This window comes from Pseudomonas sp. MYb118, assembly GCF_040947875.1.
Taxonomy (GTDB): Bacteria; Pseudomonadota; Gammaproteobacteria; order Pseudomonadales; family Pseudomonadaceae; genus Aquipseudomonas.
Map to the genome: position 1 here is coordinate 660,354 of NZ_JBFRXN010000004.1, position 19,407 is coordinate 679,760.

Annotated in this window: 23 protein-coding genes; 13 read left to right on the forward strand and 10 right to left on the reverse strand. The window is 61.2% G+C overall.

The window, feature by feature from the left end; all coding sequences use genetic code 11:
* The first annotated feature begins 33 nt into the window (after positions 1-33).
* Both ABVN20_RS29065 and map read left to right on the forward strand, forming a co-directional pair.
* Positions 34-306, forward strand: coding sequence for a ParD-like family protein (locus ABVN20_RS29065; RefSeq protein ID WP_368559225.1), 273 nt, complete (start codon positions 34-36; stop codon positions 304-306).
* Positions 303-1,091, forward strand: coding sequence for a type I methionyl aminopeptidase (gene map, locus ABVN20_RS29070; RefSeq protein WP_368559226.1), 789 nt, complete (start codon positions 303-305; stop codon positions 1,089-1,091). Before ABVN20_RS29065 ends, map begins: the two co-directional genes overlap by 4 nt.
* Here the strand turns inward: map and ABVN20_RS29075 are convergent.
* Positions 1,084-1,929, reverse strand: a complete 846-nt coding sequence (locus ABVN20_RS29075; RefSeq protein ID WP_368559228.1) for a helix-turn-helix transcriptional regulator — start codon at positions 1,927-1,929, stop codon at positions 1,084-1,086. The genes map and ABVN20_RS29075 overlap by 8 nt on opposite strands.
* A gap of 84 nt (positions 1,930-2,013) precedes the next feature.
* Here ABVN20_RS29075 and ABVN20_RS29080 point away from each other — a divergent pair, with 84 nt between their 5' ends.
* From ABVN20_RS29080 to ABVN20_RS29090, 3 genes are all read left to right on the forward strand, one after another.
* The gene (locus ABVN20_RS29080) at positions 2,014-2,970 is read left to right on the forward strand and encodes a threonine dehydratase (protein WP_368559229.1); all 957 of its coding nucleotides are present in this window, start codon (positions 2,014-2,016) and stop codon (positions 2,968-2,970) included.
* 87 nt (positions 2,971-3,057) lie between these two features.
* Entirely contained in the window at positions 3,058-4,185 is a 1,128-nt protein-coding gene (locus ABVN20_RS29085; protein WP_368559230.1) for a saccharopine dehydrogenase NADP-binding domain-containing protein, read from the forward strand.
* Between the two features lie 2 nt (positions 4,186-4,187).
* Entirely contained in the window at positions 4,188-4,679 is a 492-nt protein-coding gene (locus ABVN20_RS29090) for a DUF2269 family protein (RefSeq protein WP_368559232.1), read from the forward strand.
* Positions 4,680-4,683: 4 nt separating this feature from the next.
* On the opposite strand, the gene ABVN20_RS29095 is transcribed toward ABVN20_RS29090, so the two are convergent.
* The 5 genes from ABVN20_RS29095 to ABVN20_RS29115 all read right to left on the reverse strand — a co-directional run bounded on the left by ABVN20_RS29095 (position 4,684) and on the right by ABVN20_RS29115 (position 8,593).
* The gene (locus tag ABVN20_RS29095) at positions 4,684-5,019 is read right to left on the reverse strand and encodes a hypothetical protein (protein ID WP_368559233.1); all 336 of its coding nucleotides are present in this window, start codon (positions 5,017-5,019) and stop codon (positions 4,684-4,686) included.
* Between the two features lie 19 nt (positions 5,020-5,038).
* On the reverse strand, positions 5,039-5,596 hold the full coding sequence (locus tag ABVN20_RS29100; protein ID WP_368559234.1) for an SCO family protein: 558 nt from the start codon (positions 5,594-5,596) through the stop codon (positions 5,039-5,041).
* A gap of 3 nt (positions 5,597-5,599) precedes the next feature.
* Positions 5,600-6,736 carry a hypothetical protein gene (locus ABVN20_RS29105; protein ID WP_368559235.1) on the reverse strand — a complete coding sequence of 379 codons (1,137 nt, stop codon included), beginning with the start codon at positions 6,734-6,736 and terminating at the stop codon, positions 5,600-5,602.
* Between the two features lie 12 nt (positions 6,737-6,748).
* Positions 6,749-8,287, reverse strand: a complete 1,539-nt coding sequence (locus tag ABVN20_RS29110; protein WP_368559236.1) for a multicopper oxidase family protein — start codon at positions 8,285-8,287, stop codon at positions 6,749-6,751.
* A gap of 69 nt (positions 8,288-8,356) precedes the next feature.
* Entirely contained in the window at positions 8,357-8,593 is a 237-nt protein-coding gene (locus tag ABVN20_RS29115; protein ID WP_368559237.1) for a hypothetical protein, read from the reverse strand.
* A 265-nt stretch (positions 8,594-8,858) separates the two neighbouring features.
* On the opposite strand from ABVN20_RS29115, the gene ABVN20_RS29120 reads away from it, so the two are divergent.
* Positions 8,859-9,140, forward strand: coding sequence for a hypothetical protein (locus ABVN20_RS29120; RefSeq protein ID WP_368559238.1), 282 nt, complete (start codon positions 8,859-8,861; stop codon positions 9,138-9,140).
* Positions 9,141-9,198: 58 nt separating this feature from the next.
* Here the strand turns inward: ABVN20_RS29120 and ABVN20_RS29125 are convergent, their stop codons facing one another.
* Positions 9,199-9,642 carry a glycine zipper 2TM domain-containing protein gene (locus ABVN20_RS29125; protein ID WP_368559239.1) on the reverse strand — a complete coding sequence of 148 codons (444 nt, stop codon included), beginning with the start codon at positions 9,640-9,642 and terminating at the stop codon, positions 9,199-9,201.
* A gap of 168 nt (positions 9,643-9,810) precedes the next feature.
* On the opposite strand from ABVN20_RS29125, the gene ABVN20_RS29130 reads away from it, so the two are divergent.
* Positions 9,811-10,629 (forward strand): GIY-YIG nuclease family protein, encoded by an 819-nt coding sequence (locus ABVN20_RS29130; protein ID WP_368559240.1) that lies wholly within the window; start codon positions 9,811-9,813, stop codon positions 10,627-10,629.
* Positions 10,630-10,988: 359 nt separating this feature from the next.
* Here the strand turns inward: ABVN20_RS29130 and ABVN20_RS29135 are convergent, their stop codons facing one another.
* The 3 genes from ABVN20_RS29135 to ABVN20_RS29145 all read right to left on the reverse strand — a co-directional run bounded on the left by ABVN20_RS29135 (position 10,989) and on the right by ABVN20_RS29145 (position 14,336).
* A complete protein-coding gene (locus ABVN20_RS29135; protein WP_368559241.1) occupies positions 10,989-12,278 on the reverse strand; it encodes an MFS transporter in 1,290 nt (429 codons plus the stop codon).
* Between the two features lie 62 nt (positions 12,279-12,340).
* Positions 12,341-13,537 (reverse strand): CaiB/BaiF CoA transferase family protein, encoded by a 1,197-nt coding sequence (locus tag ABVN20_RS29140; protein WP_368559242.1) that lies wholly within the window; start codon positions 13,535-13,537, stop codon positions 12,341-12,343.
* 1 nt (position 13,538) lies between these two features.
* Positions 13,539-14,336, reverse strand: a complete 798-nt coding sequence (locus ABVN20_RS29145) for an enoyl-CoA hydratase-related protein (protein ID WP_368559243.1) — start codon at positions 14,334-14,336, stop codon at positions 13,539-13,541.
* A 157-nt stretch (positions 14,337-14,493) separates the two neighbouring features.
* On the opposite strand from ABVN20_RS29145, the gene ABVN20_RS29150 reads away from it, so the two are divergent.
* The 6 genes from ABVN20_RS29150 to ABVN20_RS29175 all read left to right on the forward strand — a co-directional run bounded on the left by ABVN20_RS29150 (position 14,494) and on the right by ABVN20_RS29175 (position 19,399).
* Positions 14,494-15,171, forward strand: coding sequence for a GntR family transcriptional regulator (locus ABVN20_RS29150; RefSeq protein WP_368559244.1), 678 nt, complete (start codon positions 14,494-14,496; stop codon positions 15,169-15,171).
* Positions 15,172-15,499: 328 nt separating this feature from the next.
* Positions 15,500-16,858: an MATE family efflux transporter gene (locus tag ABVN20_RS29155; protein WP_368559245.1), complete on the forward strand. Its 1,359-nt coding sequence runs from the start codon at positions 15,500-15,502 to the stop codon at positions 16,856-16,858.
* Between the two features lie 204 nt (positions 16,859-17,062).
* The gene (locus tag ABVN20_RS29160; protein ID WP_368559246.1) at positions 17,063-17,515 is read left to right on the forward strand and encodes an Ohr family peroxiredoxin; all 453 of its coding nucleotides are present in this window, start codon (positions 17,063-17,065) and stop codon (positions 17,513-17,515) included.
* Positions 17,516-17,686: 171 nt separating this feature from the next.
* Entirely contained in the window at positions 17,687-18,148 is a 462-nt protein-coding gene (locus ABVN20_RS29165) for a MarR family winged helix-turn-helix transcriptional regulator (protein WP_368559247.1), read from the forward strand.
* Positions 18,149-18,218: 70 nt separating this feature from the next.
* On the forward strand, positions 18,219-18,761 hold the full coding sequence (locus tag ABVN20_RS29170; protein WP_368559433.1) for a YceI family protein: 543 nt from the start codon (positions 18,219-18,221) through the stop codon (positions 18,759-18,761).
* 95 nt (positions 18,762-18,856) lie between these two features.
* Complete coding sequence (locus ABVN20_RS29175) at positions 18,857-19,399, forward strand: sigma-70 family RNA polymerase sigma factor (RefSeq protein WP_368559248.1); 543 nt, start codon at positions 18,857-18,859, stop codon at positions 19,397-19,399.
* Positions 19,400-19,407 lie beyond the last annotated feature (8 nt).

The window sequence follows — 19,407 nt, forward strand, 5'->3', positions numbered from 1 at the left end:
TATGAAACATATACATTTCATATAGTGAAGCCCATGGGTATCGTCAAAATCTCCGAAGAGCTGCATGAGCACCTGCGCGTTGCCAGCAACGCGCTGAGTCGCTCGATTAACGCCCAGGCCGAGCACTGGATGCGCATCGGCATGCTCGCCGAGTTGTATCCCAACCTCGACCACAGCGAGATCTCTCGCCTTTTGGTGCGTGCCGAACTGACCGGCGGCCTGGAGCTGAAACAGCTGTGCGGCCTGGCGGAGCCTGCGTCCGAGCCTGCACCGGAACGTCTGGCGACCGCTGGAGCGCGCCCATGAGGAACAACGTGCGCATCAACACCCCGGCGCAAATCGCCCAGTCACGCATCGCCGCCCAGCTCGCGGCCCAGGTGCTGGCGATGATTGCCCCCCACGTGAAGGCCGGCGTCACCACCGACGAACTCGACCGCCTGTGCCACGACTACATCGTCGACGTGCAGAAGGCCATCCCCGGCAACATCGGTTACCTGGGCTACCCGAAAACCGTGCTGACCTCGGTCAACGAGGTGGTCTGCCATGGTTTGCCGTCGGCGACGGTGCTCAAGGACGGTGACATCGTCAACATCGACATCGCGGTGAAAAAGGACGGCTGGTATGGCGACACCAGCCGCATGTACTTCGTCGGCGAGCCCAGCCCCGAGGCGTATCGCCTGGTCAAGACCACCTACGAGGCGCTGTGCGCGGGCATTCGGGTGGTGCGCCCGGGTGCCACCCTCGGCGACATCGGCTACGCCATTCAAGCCCACGCCGAGAATGCCGGTTTCAGTGTCGTGCGCGAGTACTGCGGCCACGGCATCAACAAGGTCTACCACGACGAGCCGCAGGTGCTGCATTACGGTTATCCGGGGCAGGGCCTGACGTTGAAGGCCGGGATGATTTTCACCATCGAGCCGATGCTCAACGCCGGCAAGCGCCACGTGCGCACCCTGGCCGATGGCTGGACCGTGGTCACCAAGGACAGCTCGCTCTCGGCCCAGTGGGAGCACATGGTGGCGGTCACCGACGACGGTTTCCAGGTGCTGTCGGCCTGGCCGGACAGCATGGAAGGCTTCCCGGCTATCTGAACGGCCGGTTCGCTGCGCAGGCCTGGCGCAACTGCACCGGGCTGATGCCCAGGCGTTGTTTGAACACCGTTGCCATGTGCGCCTGGGAGTTGAAGCCGCAGGCGAGGGCAATCTCGGCCAGGCTAACGCGGGTGTCGAGCAGCCGCGCCCGGGCGCGGGCCACGCGGCGGTCGATCAGGTAGCTGTGCGGGCTTTTGCCCATCGCCTGCTTGAAGGCGCGGATGAAAAAGCCTTCGGACAACGCAAGCAACTCTGCCATCGCCTGCACGCTCAGCGGGCCGCTCAAACCGTCGTCGATGAATTCATCGAGCAGGCGCAGCCGTTTGCCGGTGATCGAACCGCGCGGCAGATTGGCCAGGGCATCCTGACCCTGGGCGCGCTGCGTCAGGGCCAGCGCCCAGGCTTCCCAGTCGTCCTCCACGCCAGGCTGCAACAACGCGCTGCGCATGCGCAGGGCCAGGGCGATGGCCTGCGGGTCGATCCGATTATTGAAGGCGTGCTCGCCAACCGCCGCCAGGCCCTGGGCGTGCACCACTCGCAGGTACTCGCCGCCGCTCGGGGACTCGGACAGCACGTCGCAACCTACCGGCACGAACGCCAGGCTGTTGGGCGTGGCGACGAAAGGCTGCACGCGGTCGCTGCCAATGGCGTGCAGGCCGCGCTGGCTGTCGAAGGCAAAGCCGATGGCCGATTGTGTCGCCACATAACGCGCCGAATAAGCCGAGCCCGGCAACAATTCGATCGCCCAGGGCCCGGCCTCGACGCGGCGGACCGGTTCGGCAGCAAGGGGCAGTGTTGGGCGTGGTGGCTGGCTCATGCAGCCCATAGTAGTGAACATGCGGCACAAAAGTCAGGTCAGTTTTTTGAAAGCCGCCGCACGGTGCCCGTGCCTAGACTGGAAGAAATTTCCGGGAGGTTGCCCATGCACACACTGACACGCGACGACATCGAACAGGCGGCACGCGAGGTCTACAAGGTCATGCCCGCCACCGCGCAGTACGCCTGGCCGTTGCTGGCCGAGCGCCTGGGCTGCACGGTGTGGGTCAAGCATGAAAACCACACCCCGACCGGTGCCTTCAAGGTGCGCGGGGGCATCACCTTCATGCACTGGCTCAAGCAGGCGCATCCGGAGGTCAAGGGCATCGTCTCTGCCACCCGCGGCAACCACGGCCAGAGCGTGGCGCTGGCGGCCACGGCCGTGGGGCTGAGGGCGTTGATCGTGGTGCCGCTGGGTAACTCGGTGGAAAAGAACAACGCCATGCGCGGCTTTGGCGGCGAAGTGGTCGAGTTTGGTCGCGACTTCGACGAAGCGCGGGAAGAGGCCGCCCGGCTGGCCCAAGCCCACGGCCTGTACCTGGTGCCACCGTTCCACGGAGAACTGGTCAAGGGCGTGGCCACCTATGCGCTGGAACTGTTCAGCGCCGCGCCGGACCTGCACACCGTCTACGTGCCGATTGGCTGCGGCTCGGGCATCTGCGCGGTGATCGCCGCCCGCGATGCACTGGGCCTGGACACGCAAGTGGTGGGCGTGGTGTCCACCGAAGCGGCAGCGGCCAAGTTGTCGTTCGAGGCCGGCAGCCTCTGCGAAACGCCGTCGGCCAATACCTTCGCCGACGGCCTGGCCGTGCGCAAACCCATCCCCGAAGCCTTCGAGCGTTATCGCACGGGCGCGGCGCGCATCGTCGCCGTCAGCGAAGAACAGATCGCCGAAGCCATGCGCGTGTATTACACCGACACCCACAACCTCGCCGAAGGTGCCGGCGCTGCGGCACTGGCGGCGCTCATGCAGGAGCAGGGGGCCATGGCCGGGAGGAAGGTGGGGGTGATCCTGTCCGGGGGCAATGTGGATCGCTCGGTGTATGCGAAGGTGATCGGCTGACCCACCGGACTTGCCCGACCCGCCAATATCAGTGAAGCTCCCCGCCGTGGAAGGCAACTGTCCGACCGGTTTTCAGGGAAGGTATGCATGGCATTGAAGGTTTTGGTGATCGGCGGGTACGGGAATTTCGGCAGTATCGTCTGTCAGCATCTGGTGGCGATGCCCGGCATCGAGCTGGTGGTCTCGGGTCGTGATCCGCGCAAGTTGCAGCGCAAGGTCGATGAACTGAACGCCCAGTCGGGCGGCACCTGCCAAGGTTGGTGTGGCGATGCCATGGGCACGGCATTCACCGACGTTCTGCGCTCGCTGAACATTCAATTGGTGGTCCACACCGGCGGCCCTTTTCAGGGCCAGTCCTACGCCGTCGCCGAGCACTGCATCGACGCCGGTGTGAACTACTGCGACCTGTCTGACTGCCGGACCTTCGTCAATGGCATTGGCGTGCTCGATGCCCGGGCGAAAGCGGCGGGCGTGGCGATCCTCAGTGGCTGCAGCTCGGTGCCTACGCTGTCGTCGGCGATCATTGACGAACAGCGTCATCGTTTCAAACGCATTGACAGCATCGAACACGGCATTTCCTCGTCGGCGAAAATGCCGGGGCTGTCGACGGTCGAAGGTGTGCTTGCCTACGCCGGCAAGCCGATCCATCAACTCAAGAACGGCCAGGTGCACGCAGTGTCGGGCTGGCAAGACCTGACGCTGCGCAAGATGCCCCACCTGGGTCGTCGGCTGCTGGCCAATGTCGATGTCCCTGACATGGATATCTTTGCCGATCGTTATGGCGCCCATACCTTGAGCTTCAAGGCCGGTTCCGGGCTCAAGCTTGGCGGTATCGCCAACGGCGTGCTGGCCCAGGCCCTGAAGATGGGGATTGTGCGCGATCATGCCGCGTGGGCTGCCAGGCTGCATCGCTGGGGTCTGTGGTTCGAGCGGTTTGGGGATGGCAAAAGTGCGATGTACATCGACGTTCACGGCATCGGTGTGCAAGACCAACCGTTGTCGATGACCGTGCAACTCACGGCGCGCAACGACAAGGGCCCGCAGATCCCCAGCTGTGCGGCGGTGGCACTGGCGGCAAAAATCGCCCAGGACTACACGCCCGCCAGCGGAGCCCGGCCGTGTGTGGGCGAAATCAGCGTCGACGAATACATGGCCGCCATCAATGACCCGAAGAACCTGAGCCTGTCCGTGCATTTTTCTGACGAGCAACGCTGACCATGCTCTACCTGTGCCTGAAATACCTGCACATCATCGCCGCCATTTTCCTCTTCGGTTTCGGCATGGGCTCCTACCTGTACCTGATTGCCGCCAGCCGCACCGCCAATCCGCAGGTGATCGCACACGTGGCCAGAATGGTCGTGCGCTTCGACACCTGGATCACCACACCGGCCGGTTTCATCCAGATCATCACCGGCTATGCGCTGATCAAACTCGCCGGGCTGCCGCTGAGCACCGATTGGGTGCTGACCGCGCTGATCATCTTCCTCTGCGTGGGTTCGCTGTGGCTGCCGGTACTGGTGCTGCAAAAACGCTTGTGCCGGATGGCGTCCAGCGCCGTGGCGACTGGCGAGGCACTGGATGATGGCTACGCCAGCGTCTACCGCCAATGGTTCTGGCTGGGCGTCGCGGGGTTCGCCGGGATGTTCGTGATCGTGCTGATCATGGTGACGAAGATGACGCCGGCGCAGTGGCTCGGGTTGCTGCTGTAGGTCACTAGCTGAACGTGATCGCCCAAGTGATGAACCCGGCAATCGCCGTGGTGCAGGTCAGGGCGACCAGGAACAGGATGTCGATGAGTTTTTCCATGAGGTGATTGCGCTGGAACTGGCGGGTGCGCAGGGACCAGTAGGACATCAGGGTGGTGATCAGGTACAGGATGGCGTTGATCGCCAGCAGGTCATCACCGATGGAGTCGGCACTCTTCAGGGTGCCGACCACCTGGAAAATCCCGATTACGGTGATGCACACGCCGACCATGGCGGCCGAGGCGCTGAACACATGCACGCAGATGTCTTCGTTGAGCGTGACGGGCGCCTTCTTTTCGCTCATGTCGGTGTTCCCCGCACTGTCACGCCGAGGCGTCGGACAGTGCCGTGGCGACCTGCTTCTCTATTTCCTTCTCGTCCATGCCTCGTCCGAAATGCTTGAGGTAGCGACCCTGGCTGTCGATCAAAAACAGGATAGTCGAGTGGTCCATCATGTACTGGTCGGGTCGATCGCCGGACGGCACTTTCTTGTAGTACACGTGATAGGCGTCGGTGATGCGCACGATTTCCTGTGGTGAGCCAGTCAGGCCGACGAAGTCGCTGGCGAAGTAGTTGACGTAGGTCTTGAGTTTTTTCGGTGTGTCGCGTTCCGGGTCGATGGTCACGAAGACCGGTCGCACGTTGATGCCCTGTTGCTTGAGTTGGCGACTGATGCGGGCCATTTTCGCAAGATCGGTCGGGCAGATGGCCGGGCAGGTCATGAAGCCGAAATACAGCAACGCCGGCTGGCCAAAGCTGCGTTCGTTGACGCGCTGGCCGTTCTGGTCGGTCAGTTGGAACGGCCCGCCGACGTCGGTGCGGGTCGCTGCCGTGGCGGTGGCCGCCAGGCCGGCCAGCAGAAGCGTGATTAACCACTTCATCGATCAGTACCCTCCGGAGTATGTCAGCGCCAGGCCCACCAGTTCGGACATTTGCCCGTCCTCTTTCTGGGTGCCAGCAGACAGGCCGAGCTTGAGCTGGCCGGTGATGTTGTAGGTCAGGCTCAGTTCGTTGAGGTAGTCCTGGTGATCGGCGCCACCGCTGGATTGCCGATGCTTGTCGGTGCGGGTCGCCCCCAGGCTCCAGTCGCCGAAATCGAAGGTCAGCGAGGTGGTCAGGTAGCGGGTGTCATTGCCCTTGATCCCGTCTTCGTTGTCGACGTCGGCGAATTCGATGAAGGGCACGATATCGAAATAGCGGCCGGCCAGGGTCGGCTCCAGATCGGTGCTCGGTTCATAAGCCCAGATGTACCGGGCCGAGGCGATCTTGATGGTCTCGTCATCCTCGCCGGGCGGGTTGGGCTGGGTCGCATCCTTGGCCTGTTTGTTCGACATGAAACCGGCCTGCATCTCCAGGTAAGGCACCGCCGGAATCGCCAGCCAGTTCACGGTCACCGCGTAGGAGTCGAGCTTGCCGGTGTTGGACGGGCCGCCGTCCTTGCTGGTGAGTTTGTCGCCGTGGCGCAGGTAGGGGCGGCCGAGAAACGAGTTGTCGGCGGTGTAGAGGCTCAGGTTGGGTTCGATCATCCCCAGCTTCTGGTCGAAAAAACGATACGCCACCGTACCGCCGAGCATGCCGTCCAGATCGTAAGTGCTGACGAAATCCTCGGTGTACAGGCCCGGCGCCTGGTCCTGGGCGCGGCCGAAGGGCACGTGGTACTTGCCGACCATGAACGCCGAGTTGGCGTTGTTCTGGTAATAGTTGAGGTCGTTGATCACCAGCCCCACATCCTCGAAAAAGCGCTTCTGCCCAGGCTCGGGCCCGTTGATGGGATTGATCTCGGTGGAGAACTGGATCTGCTGGTCGTGGCTGAAACGGAAGTAAAAGGTCGCGTTGATGTCGGGGTAGGCGTCGGTGCTGTTGCGATTGCCGCCCTGGGGCGAGTCGGAATGCACGTGGTCATACTGGAAGGTCGCGTCGTAGTCCATGCCGACGTTGGGGTATTGCCCGTCATCGGCCAGCGTCGATTCCAGGGCATACACCGAACCCACCAACAACACAGCCAAGCGATAGTTGTACATGGCGTGCCCCTCTTACTTGATCAGTGGGCTGGACGCTTTCGGGTCCTGTCCGGTGTTGCGCAGGTAGGAGCACAACTGGTTGTTTTCACCGTACAGCCCGCCCAGGGGTTCGAGCTTGACCGCCTGCTCGTAATCCTCGGGCTTGACCACCTGGATCGCCTGCATCATGCCGCCGTCCTCGTGTTCGAGGATGTGGCAGTGGTAGACGAACTTGCCGAGGATCACCGGGTCGCGAAACGGGATGCGCACGGTGATCGAACCCGTCGCCGGGATGAACACGTTGTCGCGGTAGCCACTGAACTCCACGCGCTTGCCGTTGATTTCGGTGACCTGGAAATCCACCTGATGGATGTGGAACTGGTGCAGCTCCTGGGACGGGTTGAACAGGCGCCACTCTTCGACATCGCCGAGCTTGACCGTGGTGTTGACCCGGCCCAGTTCGAAGCGCGTGCCGTTGATCATGAATGCGTTGGAGTCGGTGTCCGAATCCTGGAAGGCGAACTGGCGCGTCTTGTTCACGGCGATCTTGCTGAAGTCCTCGGCGGGCGGGTAGGCGCTGGTGATCTGTTTGGTCGCCACCGGCGCGCCGCTGGAGCGCAGCACCGCCAGTTTCGCGGCTGGATACTGGTCGCCCGCCGGCCCGGTGTTGCCCGAGCCGGCTTCGATTTCATAGGTGCCCGCGGGCGGGCCCACCACCAGCACACTGAAACGGGCTGACGGGCCAATCAGCACCTGGTTGGTATCGACCCGGCGCGTCACGGTGTTGCCGTCCCGGGACAGCACCTGCATTGAGTGGCCATCCTTGATGCGAATGCGGAAGTATTGGTTGGCGGCAATGTTGATGAAGTGCCAGAGCTGGGTTTCTCCAGGCTTGATGTCGATGATCGGCACCTCCTGGCCATTGATCGTGCGAATCGACGGGGCGCTGGTGATGATTTCGCTGGCTACCTTGCCAGTCAGGGTTTTCTGGAAATTGCGCAGCACCAGCACCTGTTCCTTGATGCCCTTGAGCTCGGGGAAGGGGTCGAGCATGCCGTCGACCAGGATCGGCCCGGCAATACCGGCTGACACCTGGCGCTGCGAACCGCCGTGGAAATGGCTGTGATACCAGTAGGCGCCGGGGCTGTGCTCTGGCGGCAGTTTGACGTTGTACTCGGCTACCTGATGGGGCTGGGTGAAACGGAAGATGTTGTCACCCTGATCCAGCGGCGACACCTGCATGCCGTGGAAATGCAGGTTGGTGATTTCGTCCATGCGGTTGTCCAGGCGGATCGCCATGGTGCCGCCCGGGCGGGTGCGAATCAGCGGCGAGTCGTAATCACCGTTGAACACCAGCGACACGTAACGCTCGTTGCCCACGTTCACCTGTTGCTCGGCAGCCGTCAGCGTGGCGTGGGTCACGCCGCTGGCATCGTAGGTGAATTCCGGGTTCTGGCGCAGCGGTTGGGAGGCGGGGTCAGCGGATTGCCGGGTCGTGCAGGCGGACAGAAATGCCAGTGCAACGACGCTCGTGAAGAGACTGAAGAGGCGGACGCTTGAAGCTCTGGGCATGATCGCGACCTACGCTGGTATGACATTTGTCATTCAATGAATCGACACCGGGGCGTTCCGAGAAGGAGCTCAAAGGTGTTTCTTCTCTTCCTTGTCCAGATGTTTGTCTTCCTTGTGCCGCTCTTTATCGAGTTTCTTGGCCTCCTTATTGATGTCCTTGCCATCCTGCTCGGCATCTTTGTCCAGGTCGCGAACACCGTTGCGGACATCTTTTTCGATATCGTCCTCAGCATTAGCCACACCTGCGTGAGACATCACAGCGATCGCCATGAGTGACGCAAGGAATATTGTTTTGAGAGATCGCATAGGGAGACTCCATTCGTCGTGAATGGAGTAAAAGTAGTCAGCGTATTTGTAAATGAGTTGGATTTCTGACGAGCGGATGGTAACTGTTAGTTGGCTAAGTTGTTTTTGGAAAGTTGAGGAAATTACTTGGGTAATGTCTTTTCGCTGTTATTTATTGCGCTTGGATATAGAGGCAATTTCCATAAAGCATTTTAATGCGGATGCGAGTTGGGTGTTTATTAACATCCGCGTGCCATCCGTCAGCTGTTTCATAAATGAGAGAGCCATGAACATGATCAAGAAGTGGATGTTGAGTGGTGTCGTCTGTACAACTTTGATCTTCGGTTGTGCCACTCAGGCTGACCAGCCGCATGTGGACATTGGTGATCGACACGGCAATTTGCGCGATGCCCAGGAGCATATCGTGCAGGCCTGGAAGTTGGTCTCGGACGCCCAGCGTGCCAACGATTCGCGGCTTGGCGGTCATGCAGCGCGGGCGAAGGACCTGCTCAGCCAGGCCAACGACGAACTGCGCCTGGCGGCGGATACGGCCAACGAGCATGAGTGAAAAAGTTCGGGGTATGACTCCATGATCGGCCCGACTCATGGAGCCTCCCGTTGCGGATTCAACCCTGCGGCACGACTTTGGCCTCGCTGCCGGAACCTTCGACATAAACATTCATGCCTTTGCTCAGCGACGGGTTGATGGGTTGGGTGACCGACACCAGTACACCGCTGTTGGTCCGCACGATGATCTGCTGCGCATCCCGTGGCTGGTCATATTGTTTCTTCTCCGCATAGTTGCCACCCGCAGCACCGGCAAGTGCCCCGGCAACCATGGCAACATCCCGGCCGGTCCCCCGGCCGATCAAACTTCCCAGCCCCAGCCCACCCAGCCCCCCTAGTATGGCGCCAACACCACTGTCGTGATTGGTCTGCATTTGGGTTTGGGTGATCTGTTCGATCTTCCCTGAACGAATCTCCATCTCGCCGGCACCACCACTTCCCGCATCGAACGGGACACAGGCGGTTATCAGTGAAAGGCTTAACAAGAGTGCGATGGTTTTCATGGTTGAACTCCACTTTGGAAGAAGTCGGTCATGTAAAACACTGGTTTACGGTAGACGAAAAATCCTCTGGGGTGGCCATGCTGCGATGAGATCATTTCGGATATGCTAATGCGCTGTTGCAATGATGATACATATTGATCCCCATCGAACCCGACAAAGGGAGCCCGCGTGGTTACATTCAACTTTTTCCTGAGCAGCAAAGGTCTGGATTTATCGAGAGTGCGCCTTGTCAGGCATCAGGACCAACGCGCGGAACGTGGCAAGACACCCTACGATTTGTGGGTCGCCGATGATGGGCGCTTCGAGCAATACCAAGCGATTCAAAACCGCGATGTGTTTGGCAATGCTGGTTGGGTGGCATCCTTTGTGGCGACGCCGCTTAACGAAACGCTGTTCGTGGGTCTTTACCGGGTGGTGGGCCAATCCCTTGTCCCAGCCGAAACGCGTGACCCTGTGACCGGTGAAGATGTCAGCGGCCTGCTCTGGTATGACATGCAACCTGATGACAGCCTCGACGACTACAAAGGCCGACTGGTGATCGAGTGGGGGCCGGGTTTGCGCAGTTGGGTGCAACGGGCCGATAACCAGGACAAGAAAGTACTGGAGATGCGCCGCGTTGCAATCGAGCCGCCGTTTCCGGGATTCGGGTCATTCCGCTGGCCGGTTCGAGAGCTGACCTCCATCCCCGTGTCCTGGCGTACGGCGCTGTCGGTCGTGCGTGGCGTGTACGCGTTGACCTGCCTTAAAACGGGCAAGCTCTATGTGGGTTCCGCTTATGGGGAGGAGGGTTTCTGGGGCCGCTGGCTTGAGTATCTCTCCACGGGTCATGGCGGCAATATCGGACTCAAGGCGCTGGAGGAGCATGAGTTCCAGGTCGCGATACTTGAAGTGTCTTCGTCTGCCGCCGGAGCAACCGAAATTATTGCCAGGGAAGGGGAGTGGAAGGAAAAGCTGCTCACGCGACGGTTTGGTTTGAACATCAATTGATTGGGTTTGCGTGTGCAGGTCTGGCATCGAACACAAATTCCGAGTTCACCCCGACCCACTGTGGGAGCGGGCTTGCCCGCGATGGTCGTAAACGATAACGCGAGCTGTCTGGATGCCCGCCATGTCTGGGCTGGCATCGCGAGCAAGCTCGCTCCTACAGGTCCGGTGTCGGACACAAATTTCGGGTTCGTCATGGACCCACTGTGGGAGCGAGCCTGCTCGCGATGGTCGTCAACGATAACGCTGGGTGTCTGGATGCCAGCGGTGCCTGAGCTTCCATCGCGAGCAAGCTCGCTCCTACAGGTCCGGTGTCGAACACACATTCCGAGTTCGTCATGGACCCACTGTGGGAGGGAAGGTCAGACGGCCGGCTTCAATGCCATTTCCGGTTCCTCTGCGGTTTTGGCTTCGAAGGCATTTTGCGGTTTCATGGTGAAGGTCAGCAGCACGCCGCAGAACAACACGCCGATCGAGACCATGAACGGCAGGCTCCAGTTGCCCGTCTGGTCGATCAGGTAGCCGGCCAGCAGCGGGCTGATGATGGTTGCGGTGGCGGCGGTGCCGTTCATGATGCCGCTGGCGGTGCCGGCGCGGTCATGGGCGATGTCCATCGGCACGGCCCACATCGGTCCGACGGTCATTTCATTGAAGAACAACGCCAGCCCGAGGAAGATCAGCGAGTACAACGGCTCCTGGAACAGCAGCACCGGAATCAGCGACAACCCGGTCAGCGCCATGCAGACCGCCACCAGCCAGGTTCGCGCCAGCTTGAGGCTGCCGGTGCGATGCAGGATCTTGTCGCTGAGCCAGCCACCCAGCAAGTCACCGACCACGCCGGCGAAGAACACCCCGGAGGTGAAAATCACCGCCTCCTTGATGTTCAGTTTGTAGTTGTGCATGAAGTACATCGGGATCCAGCTGAGCATCAGCCAGAGGATCCAGTTGTAGCAAAAGTACACGCTGGACACCGGAATCATGCGTTTGAACAACCGTGCGTAAGTACCGGGCGCGTCCTTGCGACGGACTTTCGGCTGCGGCAATTGCGCCACTTCTTCCGGGGTGATGCGTGGGTGGTCGGCAGGTTTTTCCGTGTAGGCCACGTACCACAACACAATCCAGCCAAAGCTCACCGCACCCAGCAGGTAGAAGGCGAAGCGCCAGTCATAGGCGGTCATCAAACCCATGACCATGACCGGTGCCATGGCGTTGCCCAGGCGTGCGGCCGAGTGGGTGATGCCCTGGGCGAAACCGCGTTTGTCCTTGGACACCCACGCCGCCATGGCGCTGGTGGCCGCCGGGAAGGTTGCCCCTTCGCCAAGCCCCAGCAACATCCGTGCGGCTACCAGGGTCAGGAAGCCGCCGGCCATGCCGGTGAGCACCGTCGCGGTGGCCCAGATGAAGCCGCAGGCGATCAGGGTGCGTTTGGCGCCGAATCGGTCACTGACCCAGCCACCGATGAACTGGAACACCATGTAGGGATAGGCAAACGCCGAGAAGATGAAGCCCAGCTGGGTGTTGCTCAACCCCAGTTCGCTGCTGAACTGCCCGGCGGCGGTGCTGACGTTGACGCGGTCGACGTAGGTGATGAAGTACATCAGGCACAACAGCACCATGATGGTGGTGGTGGCCTTGAGCTTGAACCTGTTCATATTCGCTACCTTTTTGTTGTTGTAGATAACGCGATGTTTGAATTGCAGGGAATTTCCGCTGGTCAGTCCGTGGCCAGGATCGCTCCCTCATTTCGCAGCTCGGCGATGCGCCGCGCATCGAAACCGTATTCCTCAAGAATCTCCACGGTGTGCTCGCCATGCAGCGGGGCCGGGCGGTTCACTTGTTTGGGGGTTTCGGAGAAACGGATGGGCAGGGCGATGCTGCGAGCCGAACCCGTGACCGGGTGGTGGGTCTCGACGATCATGTCCCGCTCCAGAATCTGCGGATGCTCGACCGCCTGGGAAATATCCAGCACCGCGCCCACCGGCAGGCCGACGGCATCCAGGCGCTGGACCCAGTTGTCGGTGGTGTCCTGCACCAGCCGCGCGGTGATCAGCGCGACCAGCACTTCGCGGTGGCGCATGCGTTCCGGGTTGCTGGCGAAACGCGGGTCGTTGGCGATTTCCGGAGCGTCCAGCACCTGCAACAGGCGTTCGTAATTGCCCTGGTTGGCGGCACCGATATTGATCCAGCCATCGCGGGTGCGGAACGCCTGATACGGGGTGCTGGTCGAGTTGGCCGAGCCCATCTTCGGCAGGATCACGCCTTCGGCAAAGTAGTTGGCGGCCGGCCAGTACATTTGCTGGAATCCGGCCTCCAGCAACGAGGTGTCGACCACTTGCCCGCGCCCGGTCTGCAACTTGTGGGCATAGGCCGCAGCGATGCCGAGCGCGGCGAGGATCCCGGCATTGATGTCGGCAATCGGCGAGCCGGCCTTGATCGGGTCCTGGCCCGGCTCACCGGTGTTGCTCATCATCCCCGACAGGCCCTGGGCGATCAGGTCGAAACCACCCTTGTCGGCGAACGGCCCGGTGCGCCCGTAGCCGGACACCGAGCAGTAGATCAGGCCGGGGTTGAGCTCCTTGAGCACGTCGTAGCCCAGGCCGAGTTTTTCCATGGTGCCGTTGCGGTAGTTCTCGGTCACCACATCGGCGTCGGCGAGCATGCGCCGCAGCACTTCCTTGCCGCCTTCGGTCTTGAGGTTCAGGGCGATGTCGCGTTTGTTGCGGTTGAGGATCATGAACGAGGCTGACTCGCCATGATCCAGGATCGGTGCGAAACGTCGGCAGTCGTCGCCGTCCATTTTCTCGACCTTGATCACCTCGGCGCCCATGTCGGCCAGCATCATCCCGCAGACCGGGCCCGACATGATGTGCGACAGCTCGATGACTTTCATTCCTGCCAATGGTCCGGCCATTTCATTGCCCTCCGAAAACGGGTTTGCGTTTGGCCAGGAAGGCCTGGTAACCGATCTGGAAATCCTCGGTGCCGAAGCAGGCGAAGGCCTCCTCGTATTCCTCGGCGCTCAGCGGTGCGGGGTTCTCCAGCCTGCGCACGAACTGCTTGTGCCAGCGCGCCACCAGCGGTGCGCCCGCGGCGATCCGGTCGGCGCAGTGCAGGGCACTCGCCTCGACATCGGCGTCGGCCACCACGCGGCTGACCAGGCGTTTGTCCAGGGCTTCCCTGGCGTCGAACACGCGGCCTTCGAGGAGGATCTGCAAGGTCACATCGGGGCCGGCGATGCGCATCAGCCCGCCCATTTCGTCATGGGCCATGGCCAGGCCGAGCTTGTTGACAGGCACCCCGAAACGGCTCGATTCACCACAGATGCGGATGTCGCAGAGCGAGGCGATGCCCAGGCCACCACCGACGCAGATGCCGTGGATCATCGCCACCAGTGGATGGCGGCAGGCGTCGATAGCCCTGAGCGCATCGTGCATGACCCGCCCGTAGGCCCGGGCTTGCTCGACCGTGCTGCGCTGGGTTTCGAATTCCGAAATGTCGTTGCCGGGGGCGAACGCCTGGGTGCCGGCGCCACGGATGACCACGCAGCGCACGCTGTCATCGGCGTCCAGTTCGCGCATGGCGTCGGCCAGTAGTTGCCAACTGCGCAGGGTAGTGGCGTTGAGTTTTTCGGGGCGGTTGAGCACCACCGTGGCAATCGGGCCGTTGCGTTCGACCAGAACCACATCGGGCGATGGGGAGAGGCTGTTCATGCAAACACCTTTGTGGATGTGATTTCTTATATTTGGGATGCCAATTTGTAAAATTGGTATCCCAAATATAGAGGCGAGAAAATTTTCCGCAAGTTCTTTATGACGCCGTTGGTCTGTCCAGCTAAGATTCGGGATACCAAATCCTGAGAGTGACCCGATGGCCGAGTCCAAGCCGCAGATCAACGAAACCGCCTACCTGGCGCTGCGCGAAAAAATTGTCAGCGGCGAGTTGCAGCCGGGGGCGCCCCTGTCGGAGCGGGCGATCTGTGAGGAACTGGAGGTTTCGCGCACGCCGCTGCGCGAGGCGATCAAGATGCTGGCCCGTGAAGGGCTGGTGGAGATCTCGGCGACCCGCCGGGCGCGAGTCGCCAGCCTGTCGCTGGAGGAGGCCGCCAACATGCTGACCTTGCTGGCGGCCCTGGAGGGGTTATCCGGCGAACAGGCCTGCCAGAAAATTTCGGCGACCGACATCGCCCATCTCGAAGTCCTGCAAGCGGCCATGCAGCTTTCCCACGAGCAGGGCGACCTGGCCAGCTACTTCGACCTCAACCAGAAAATCCACCTGGAAATCCTGCGTATCGCCGACAACAAAGTGCTGACCGAAATGTTCGGCAACCTCAACGCCCGCCTGCGCCACGTCCGCCGCCGACTCAACCCCACCCCTGGCCGCTGGTTGCAGGCCGTGAACGAGCACGAGCAGATGTTGGTGTACCTGAAAAAAGGCGATGGCAAGAAATTGCGCGCATTGATGGAAGACCACCTGCGCAACAAGACCGATGTGCTGCTGGCGACCATGCTCGAGCATGGGATTGTCAGTACGCAGCGTCAGTCATGATGATGTGGGGGCAGGTAGTCCGCGGTGCCTGGACGTTCATCGCGAGCAGGCTTGCTCCCACAGGCCCGGTGTTGGATACAAATCCCGAGTTCGCCATGAACCCATTGTGGGAGCGAGCCTGCTCGCGATGAACGTCCAGACAATGAGGTCTTCCAGACACCCAGCGTTATCGTTGACGTCCATCGCGAGCAAGCTCGCTCCTACAGGGTTTGTGGTCGGACACAAATCCGGCGTTCCCACAGGTTTCCTGGCCTATTTCAAAATATTCATCGCCACCACCGCTATCCTCTAGAATCCAACCCTCGCCGCTTCGCTGGACCCGCACCCCATGCAAAACCCCACTGCCCAACGCCCGCTCTGGCAAACCTATCTGCTGTTCCTCGGGCCCATGGTCCTGTCCAATTTCCTGCAATCCATGACGGGCACGGTCAACAGCATCTACATCGGCCAACTGCTCGGTACCCAGGCGTTGGCGGCGGTGTCGGGGATGTTTCCCATCGTGTTCTTCTTCATCGCCCTGGTCATCGGCCTGGGCGCCGGGGCAGGGGTGTTGATTGGTCAGGCCTGGGGCGCGCGGGAGACGCATCTGGTCAAGGCCATTGCCGCCACGACCTTGCTGCTAGGGGCCATCATCGGGCTTGTCGCTGCGGTGCTCGGTACGGTGTTCGCGCGCGCGGCGTTGCAGGGCCTGGGCACGCCGGCGGACGTGCTCGACGACGCGGTGGCGTATGCCCACGTGATGTTGTGGATCATGCCGTCGCTGCTGGTCTACGTGCTGTTCACCCAACTGCTGCGCGGGGTCAGCGATACGCTGTCGCCGCTGATGGCGTTGCTGGTGTCGACCCTGATCGGCCTGGCGCTGACCCCGGCGCTGATTCGCGGCTGGCTGGGCTTGCCGATGATGGGTATCCAGAGCGCAGCCTATGCCGGGCTGGTGGGTAACCTGGCGGCGATGGGCTGGCTGGCCTGGCGGCTGATCCGGCGTAACCATCCGCTGGCGCCGGATCGCGAGATGTTCGCGGCGATGCGCCTGGATCGCGAGATCCTCGGCAAGGTGCTGCGCATCGGTTTACCTACGGGACTACAGATGGTGGTGTTATCGCTGTCGGAATTGGTGATCCTGGCGCTGGTCAACCAGCACGGTTCCCAGGCGACGGCGGCCTATGGCGCGGTGACGCAGATCGTCAATTACGTGCAGTTCCCGGCGTTGTCGATTGCCATCACCGCGTCGATTCTCGGTGCCCAGGCGATTGGTGCCGGGCGGGTCGAGCGTATCGGGCCGATCCTGCGCACGGGAATGTGGATCAACGTCTGCCTGACCGGTGGCCTGGTGCTGCTCGGCTACCTGTTGTCGCACTGGCTGCTGGGCCTGTTTCTCACCGAAGACGCCACCCGCAGCATGGCCGAACACCTGCTGCACATCATGCTCTGGAGCCTGTTGGTGTTCGGTTTCCAGGCCATCATCGGCGGCATCATGCGCGCCAGCGGCACGGTGCTGGTGCCGATGGCGATCTCGATCGTGTGCGTGCTCGGCGTGCAATTGCCGGCCGCGTACGTGCTGGATAACCACTTCGGCCTGCAAGGCGTGTGGATGGCGTTCCCGGTGGCGTATCTGGGAATGCTGGTGTTGCAGGCTGCGTATTACCAACTGGTGTGGAAGCATCAGAAGATCGAACGCCTGGTGTAGGCGCCACGAACCAGACCCAAAGTGGGCTGTCCTGGAAAGGGCAGCCCATTTTTTTTGCGCAACCACCCGCTATACCGTTCGTCGCCAGATTCGCGTCTTGCCTATTGACACCCTCAACGGCTTGGGTAAATATTTATTCATCGCATGCGATTGAATCGAATGCGCTAACAAATCCAAGCTATCGTACCGCAGAGGAATCACCCCATGAGCAAGATCGAAAAAGTCCTGGCCACCGGCAAGACCCACACCACCCACAGCACGGCTGGCAACACCTCGCGCGGCCACAACGGCGCCCTCGACATCACCTTGTCTTCGCCTGGCAATGCCAAGCCCGCTCATGTGTTTGCCGCCACCCAGCCGCACCCGACCGCCGAGCAACTGTTCGCCGGCGCCTGGTCGGCCTGCTACACCGCTGCGGTAGGTCTGGTAGCCAATGACTTGAACGTGGTGCTGCCCGGGGATCTGTCGGTGGACATCGAAGTCGACCTGGGGCAGGGCGGTTCGGAGTACTTCCTTCAGGCGCGGTTGACCCTGCGCGTACCGGGCCTGTCGCACGACATCGCGACCCGACTGGCGCACACGGCCGACCAGATCTGCCCGTACTCCAAGGCCACCCGCGGCAACATTGATGTGGAATTGAATGTGCTGACTGCCTGATTTTTTGATCATAAACATCGCATGCGATAAAAGCGTATATGGTGGTAAGGCAACGACCTACGCCGGTTCGATCCAATGGATTGAATCGGCGTGCGTCGTTAGTGCACTACCGACACTGTCGCGTACGACGTATAGTCAGACAAATGCGAACACCCGCTATCGAGGAAAACCATGAACGCCAATGCCAAGGTAGACCCCGCAGACTTGAAGCTCTCCGAGTTCCTGTGTTTTGCCGTCTATTCCACCAACCTGGCGTTCGGCAAGGCCTACAAGCCGCTGCTGGAACAACTGGGGCTGACCTACACGCAGTACATCACCCTGGTCGCCCTGTGGGAAACCGACGATCAGACCGTCGGCAGCCTCGGCGAAAAGCTGTTTCTGGAATCCAACACCCTCACGCCGATCCTGAAAAAACTCGAGGCGATGGGTTATCTGCAACGCCAGCGCGACCCCGAGGACGAGCGGCAAGTGCGGATCAAACTGACCAAGCAAGGCCGGGCATTGCGGGAAAACCAGCCGGAAAGCGGGCTGGCCGAAGCCACCGGGCTGACGCCGCAGGAGTTCACGCAGCTGCAGCATTCAGTCGTGAAACTGCGCAGCAATTTGATCAAATCAATGCGTTCGAAGGACTGACCCACGCCGGCGCCGGCAAACAGCGCAAGGTCGGAGAATCCCATTGAAACCTCGACTTTTTCGTTCCACCCTGTGGCTGGCCGTACTGACCTGTGGCGCCTTTTCCGGCGCCCATGCTGTCGAGTACAAGCAGGTCAATAACACCGCCAGCACCTTGTCCTTCACCTACAACCAATTCAGCTCGCGAGTCTACGGCACGTTCAGCCGCTTCGACGGTACGCTGGACTTCGACACCAGCAACCCTTCGGCCGCGCATGCCGGGCTGACCATCGAACTCGACAGCATCGACGCCGGCAGCAGCGACGCCAACGAAACGCTGAGACAACCCGCCTGGTTCGATACGGCCAATTCGCCGGTGGCGACCTTCGCCACCACGGCGGTGAAAGCCCTGGGCGACAACCGCTATCTGTTCACCGGCACGCTCACCATTCGTGGCATCACCCAGGTGCTGGACGTGCCGGTGCTGCTCAAGGCCGATCGCTCCATTGGCATCTTCGACGGCCAGCTGACGCTCAAGCGCAGCGACTTCAAGATCGGTGAAGGCGAGTTCGCCGACACCGTGGTGTCCAATGACATCAACATCCACTTTCGCATGGTGGCGCCACAGCAATAGTGCGTGTGTCATTGATCTGATCGCTTGCCCCGCCATGATTTTGCTGTCATCGTTCGCGCGACTGGTAATCTTTCTTATTTGAGAAGCTTTTTCGTATGCCCGATGTTTCCGCGGCCGAGGACGATTTTTCCCTCCGTCAGCGCACGTTCACCGACCTCTACTGCGCTCACCATGCCTGGTTGCACGGCTGGCTACGGAAAAAACTCGGTTGCTCACAGCGGGCGGCCGATCTGGCCCATGAGGCGTTCATCCGCGTGCTGAGCCTTGCGGACCCCCACAGCATCAAGGAACCGCGAGCGTTCCTGGCGACGACGGCGGGGCGTCTGCTGATAGATGGCGCTCGTCGTCGGCGGATCGAGCAAGCCTACCTTGAAGCGTTGGCAATCCAGGCGCACGACGCCAGCATGCCGGACCCCGAAGCGGTCCATGTGGCACTTGAAGCTCTGGAGAAAATCGCGGTGATGCTCGCCGGGTTACCGGCAAAGCCCCGCGAAGCCTTTCTGCTCAGCCGCCTCGACGGCCTGACCTACAGCGAAATCGCCTTGCAATTGAACGTCTCGGCCAGCACCGTCAAGAACTACGTCGCCAGTGCATTAGTGCATTGTTACACCACCTTGTACGGTGCACCCTCCGAGTGAATACCGCT

What these genes read in the sequence shown, in the direction of transcription:
- ABVN20_RS29165 (WP_368559247.1), top strand. Translation starts at nt 17,687, where the DNA reads ATGAACGCCAATGCCAAGGTAGACCCCGCAGACTTGAAGCTCTCCGAG.
- ABVN20_RS29135 (WP_368559241.1), bottom strand. Translation starts at nt 12,278, where the DNA reads ATGAACAGGTTCAAGCTCAAGGCCACCACCACCATCATGGTGCTGTTG.
- ABVN20_RS29155 (WP_368559245.1), top strand. Translation starts at nt 15,500, where the DNA reads ATGCAAAACCCCACTGCCCAACGCCCGCTCTGGCAAACCTATCTGCTG.
- ABVN20_RS29085 (WP_368559230.1), top strand. Translation starts at nt 3,058, where the DNA reads ATGGCATTGAAGGTTTTGGTGATCGGCGGGTACGGGAATTTCGGCAGT.
- ABVN20_RS29065 (WP_368559225.1), top strand. Translation starts at nt 34, where the DNA reads ATGGGTATCGTCAAAATCTCCGAAGAGCTGCATGAGCACCTGCGCGTT.
- ABVN20_RS29160 (WP_368559246.1), top strand. Translation starts at nt 17,063, where the DNA reads ATGAGCAAGATCGAAAAAGTCCTGGCCACCGGCAAGACCCACACCACC.
- ABVN20_RS29075 (WP_368559228.1), bottom strand. Translation starts at nt 1,929, where the DNA reads ATGTTCACTACTATGGGCTGCATGAGCCAGCCACCACGCCCAACACTG.
- ABVN20_RS29140 (WP_368559242.1), bottom strand. Translation starts at nt 13,537, where the DNA reads ATGGCCGGACCATTGGCAGGAATGAAAGTCATCGAGCTGTCGCACATC.
- ABVN20_RS29125 (WP_368559239.1), bottom strand. Translation starts at nt 9,642, where the DNA reads ATGAAAACCATCGCACTCTTGTTAAGCCTTTCACTGATAACCGCCTGT.
- ABVN20_RS29090 (WP_368559232.1), top strand. Translation starts at nt 4,188, where the DNA reads ATGCTCTACCTGTGCCTGAAATACCTGCACATCATCGCCGCCATTTTC.
- ABVN20_RS29080 (WP_368559229.1), top strand. Translation starts at nt 2,014, where the DNA reads ATGCACACACTGACACGCGACGACATCGAACAGGCGGCACGCGAGGTC.
- ABVN20_RS29120 (WP_368559238.1), top strand. Translation starts at nt 8,859, where the DNA reads ATGAACATGATCAAGAAGTGGATGTTGAGTGGTGTCGTCTGTACAACT.
- ABVN20_RS29115 (WP_368559237.1), bottom strand. Translation starts at nt 8,593, where the DNA reads ATGCGATCTCTCAAAACAATATTCCTTGCGTCACTCATGGCGATCGCT.
- ABVN20_RS29095 (WP_368559233.1), bottom strand. Translation starts at nt 5,019, where the DNA reads ATGAGCGAAAAGAAGGCGCCCGTCACGCTCAACGAAGACATCTGCGTG.
- ABVN20_RS29145 (WP_368559243.1), bottom strand. Translation starts at nt 14,336, where the DNA reads ATGAACAGCCTCTCCCCATCGCCCGATGTGGTTCTGGTCGAACGCAAC.
- ABVN20_RS29105 (WP_368559235.1), bottom strand. Translation starts at nt 6,736, where the DNA reads ATGTACAACTATCGCTTGGCTGTGTTGTTGGTGGGTTCGGTGTATGCC.
- map (WP_368559226.1), top strand. Translation starts at nt 303, where the DNA reads ATGAGGAACAACGTGCGCATCAACACCCCGGCGCAAATCGCCCAGTCA.
- ABVN20_RS29175 (WP_368559248.1), top strand. Translation starts at nt 18,857, where the DNA reads ATGCCCGATGTTTCCGCGGCCGAGGACGATTTTTCCCTCCGTCAGCGC.
- ABVN20_RS29110 (WP_368559236.1), bottom strand. Translation starts at nt 8,287, where the DNA reads ATGCCCAGAGCTTCAAGCGTCCGCCTCTTCAGTCTCTTCACGAGCGTC.
- ABVN20_RS29100 (WP_368559234.1), bottom strand. Translation starts at nt 5,596, where the DNA reads ATGAAGTGGTTAATCACGCTTCTGCTGGCCGGCCTGGCGGCCACCGCC.
- ABVN20_RS29150 (WP_368559244.1), top strand. Translation starts at nt 14,494, where the DNA reads ATGGCCGAGTCCAAGCCGCAGATCAACGAAACCGCCTACCTGGCGCTG.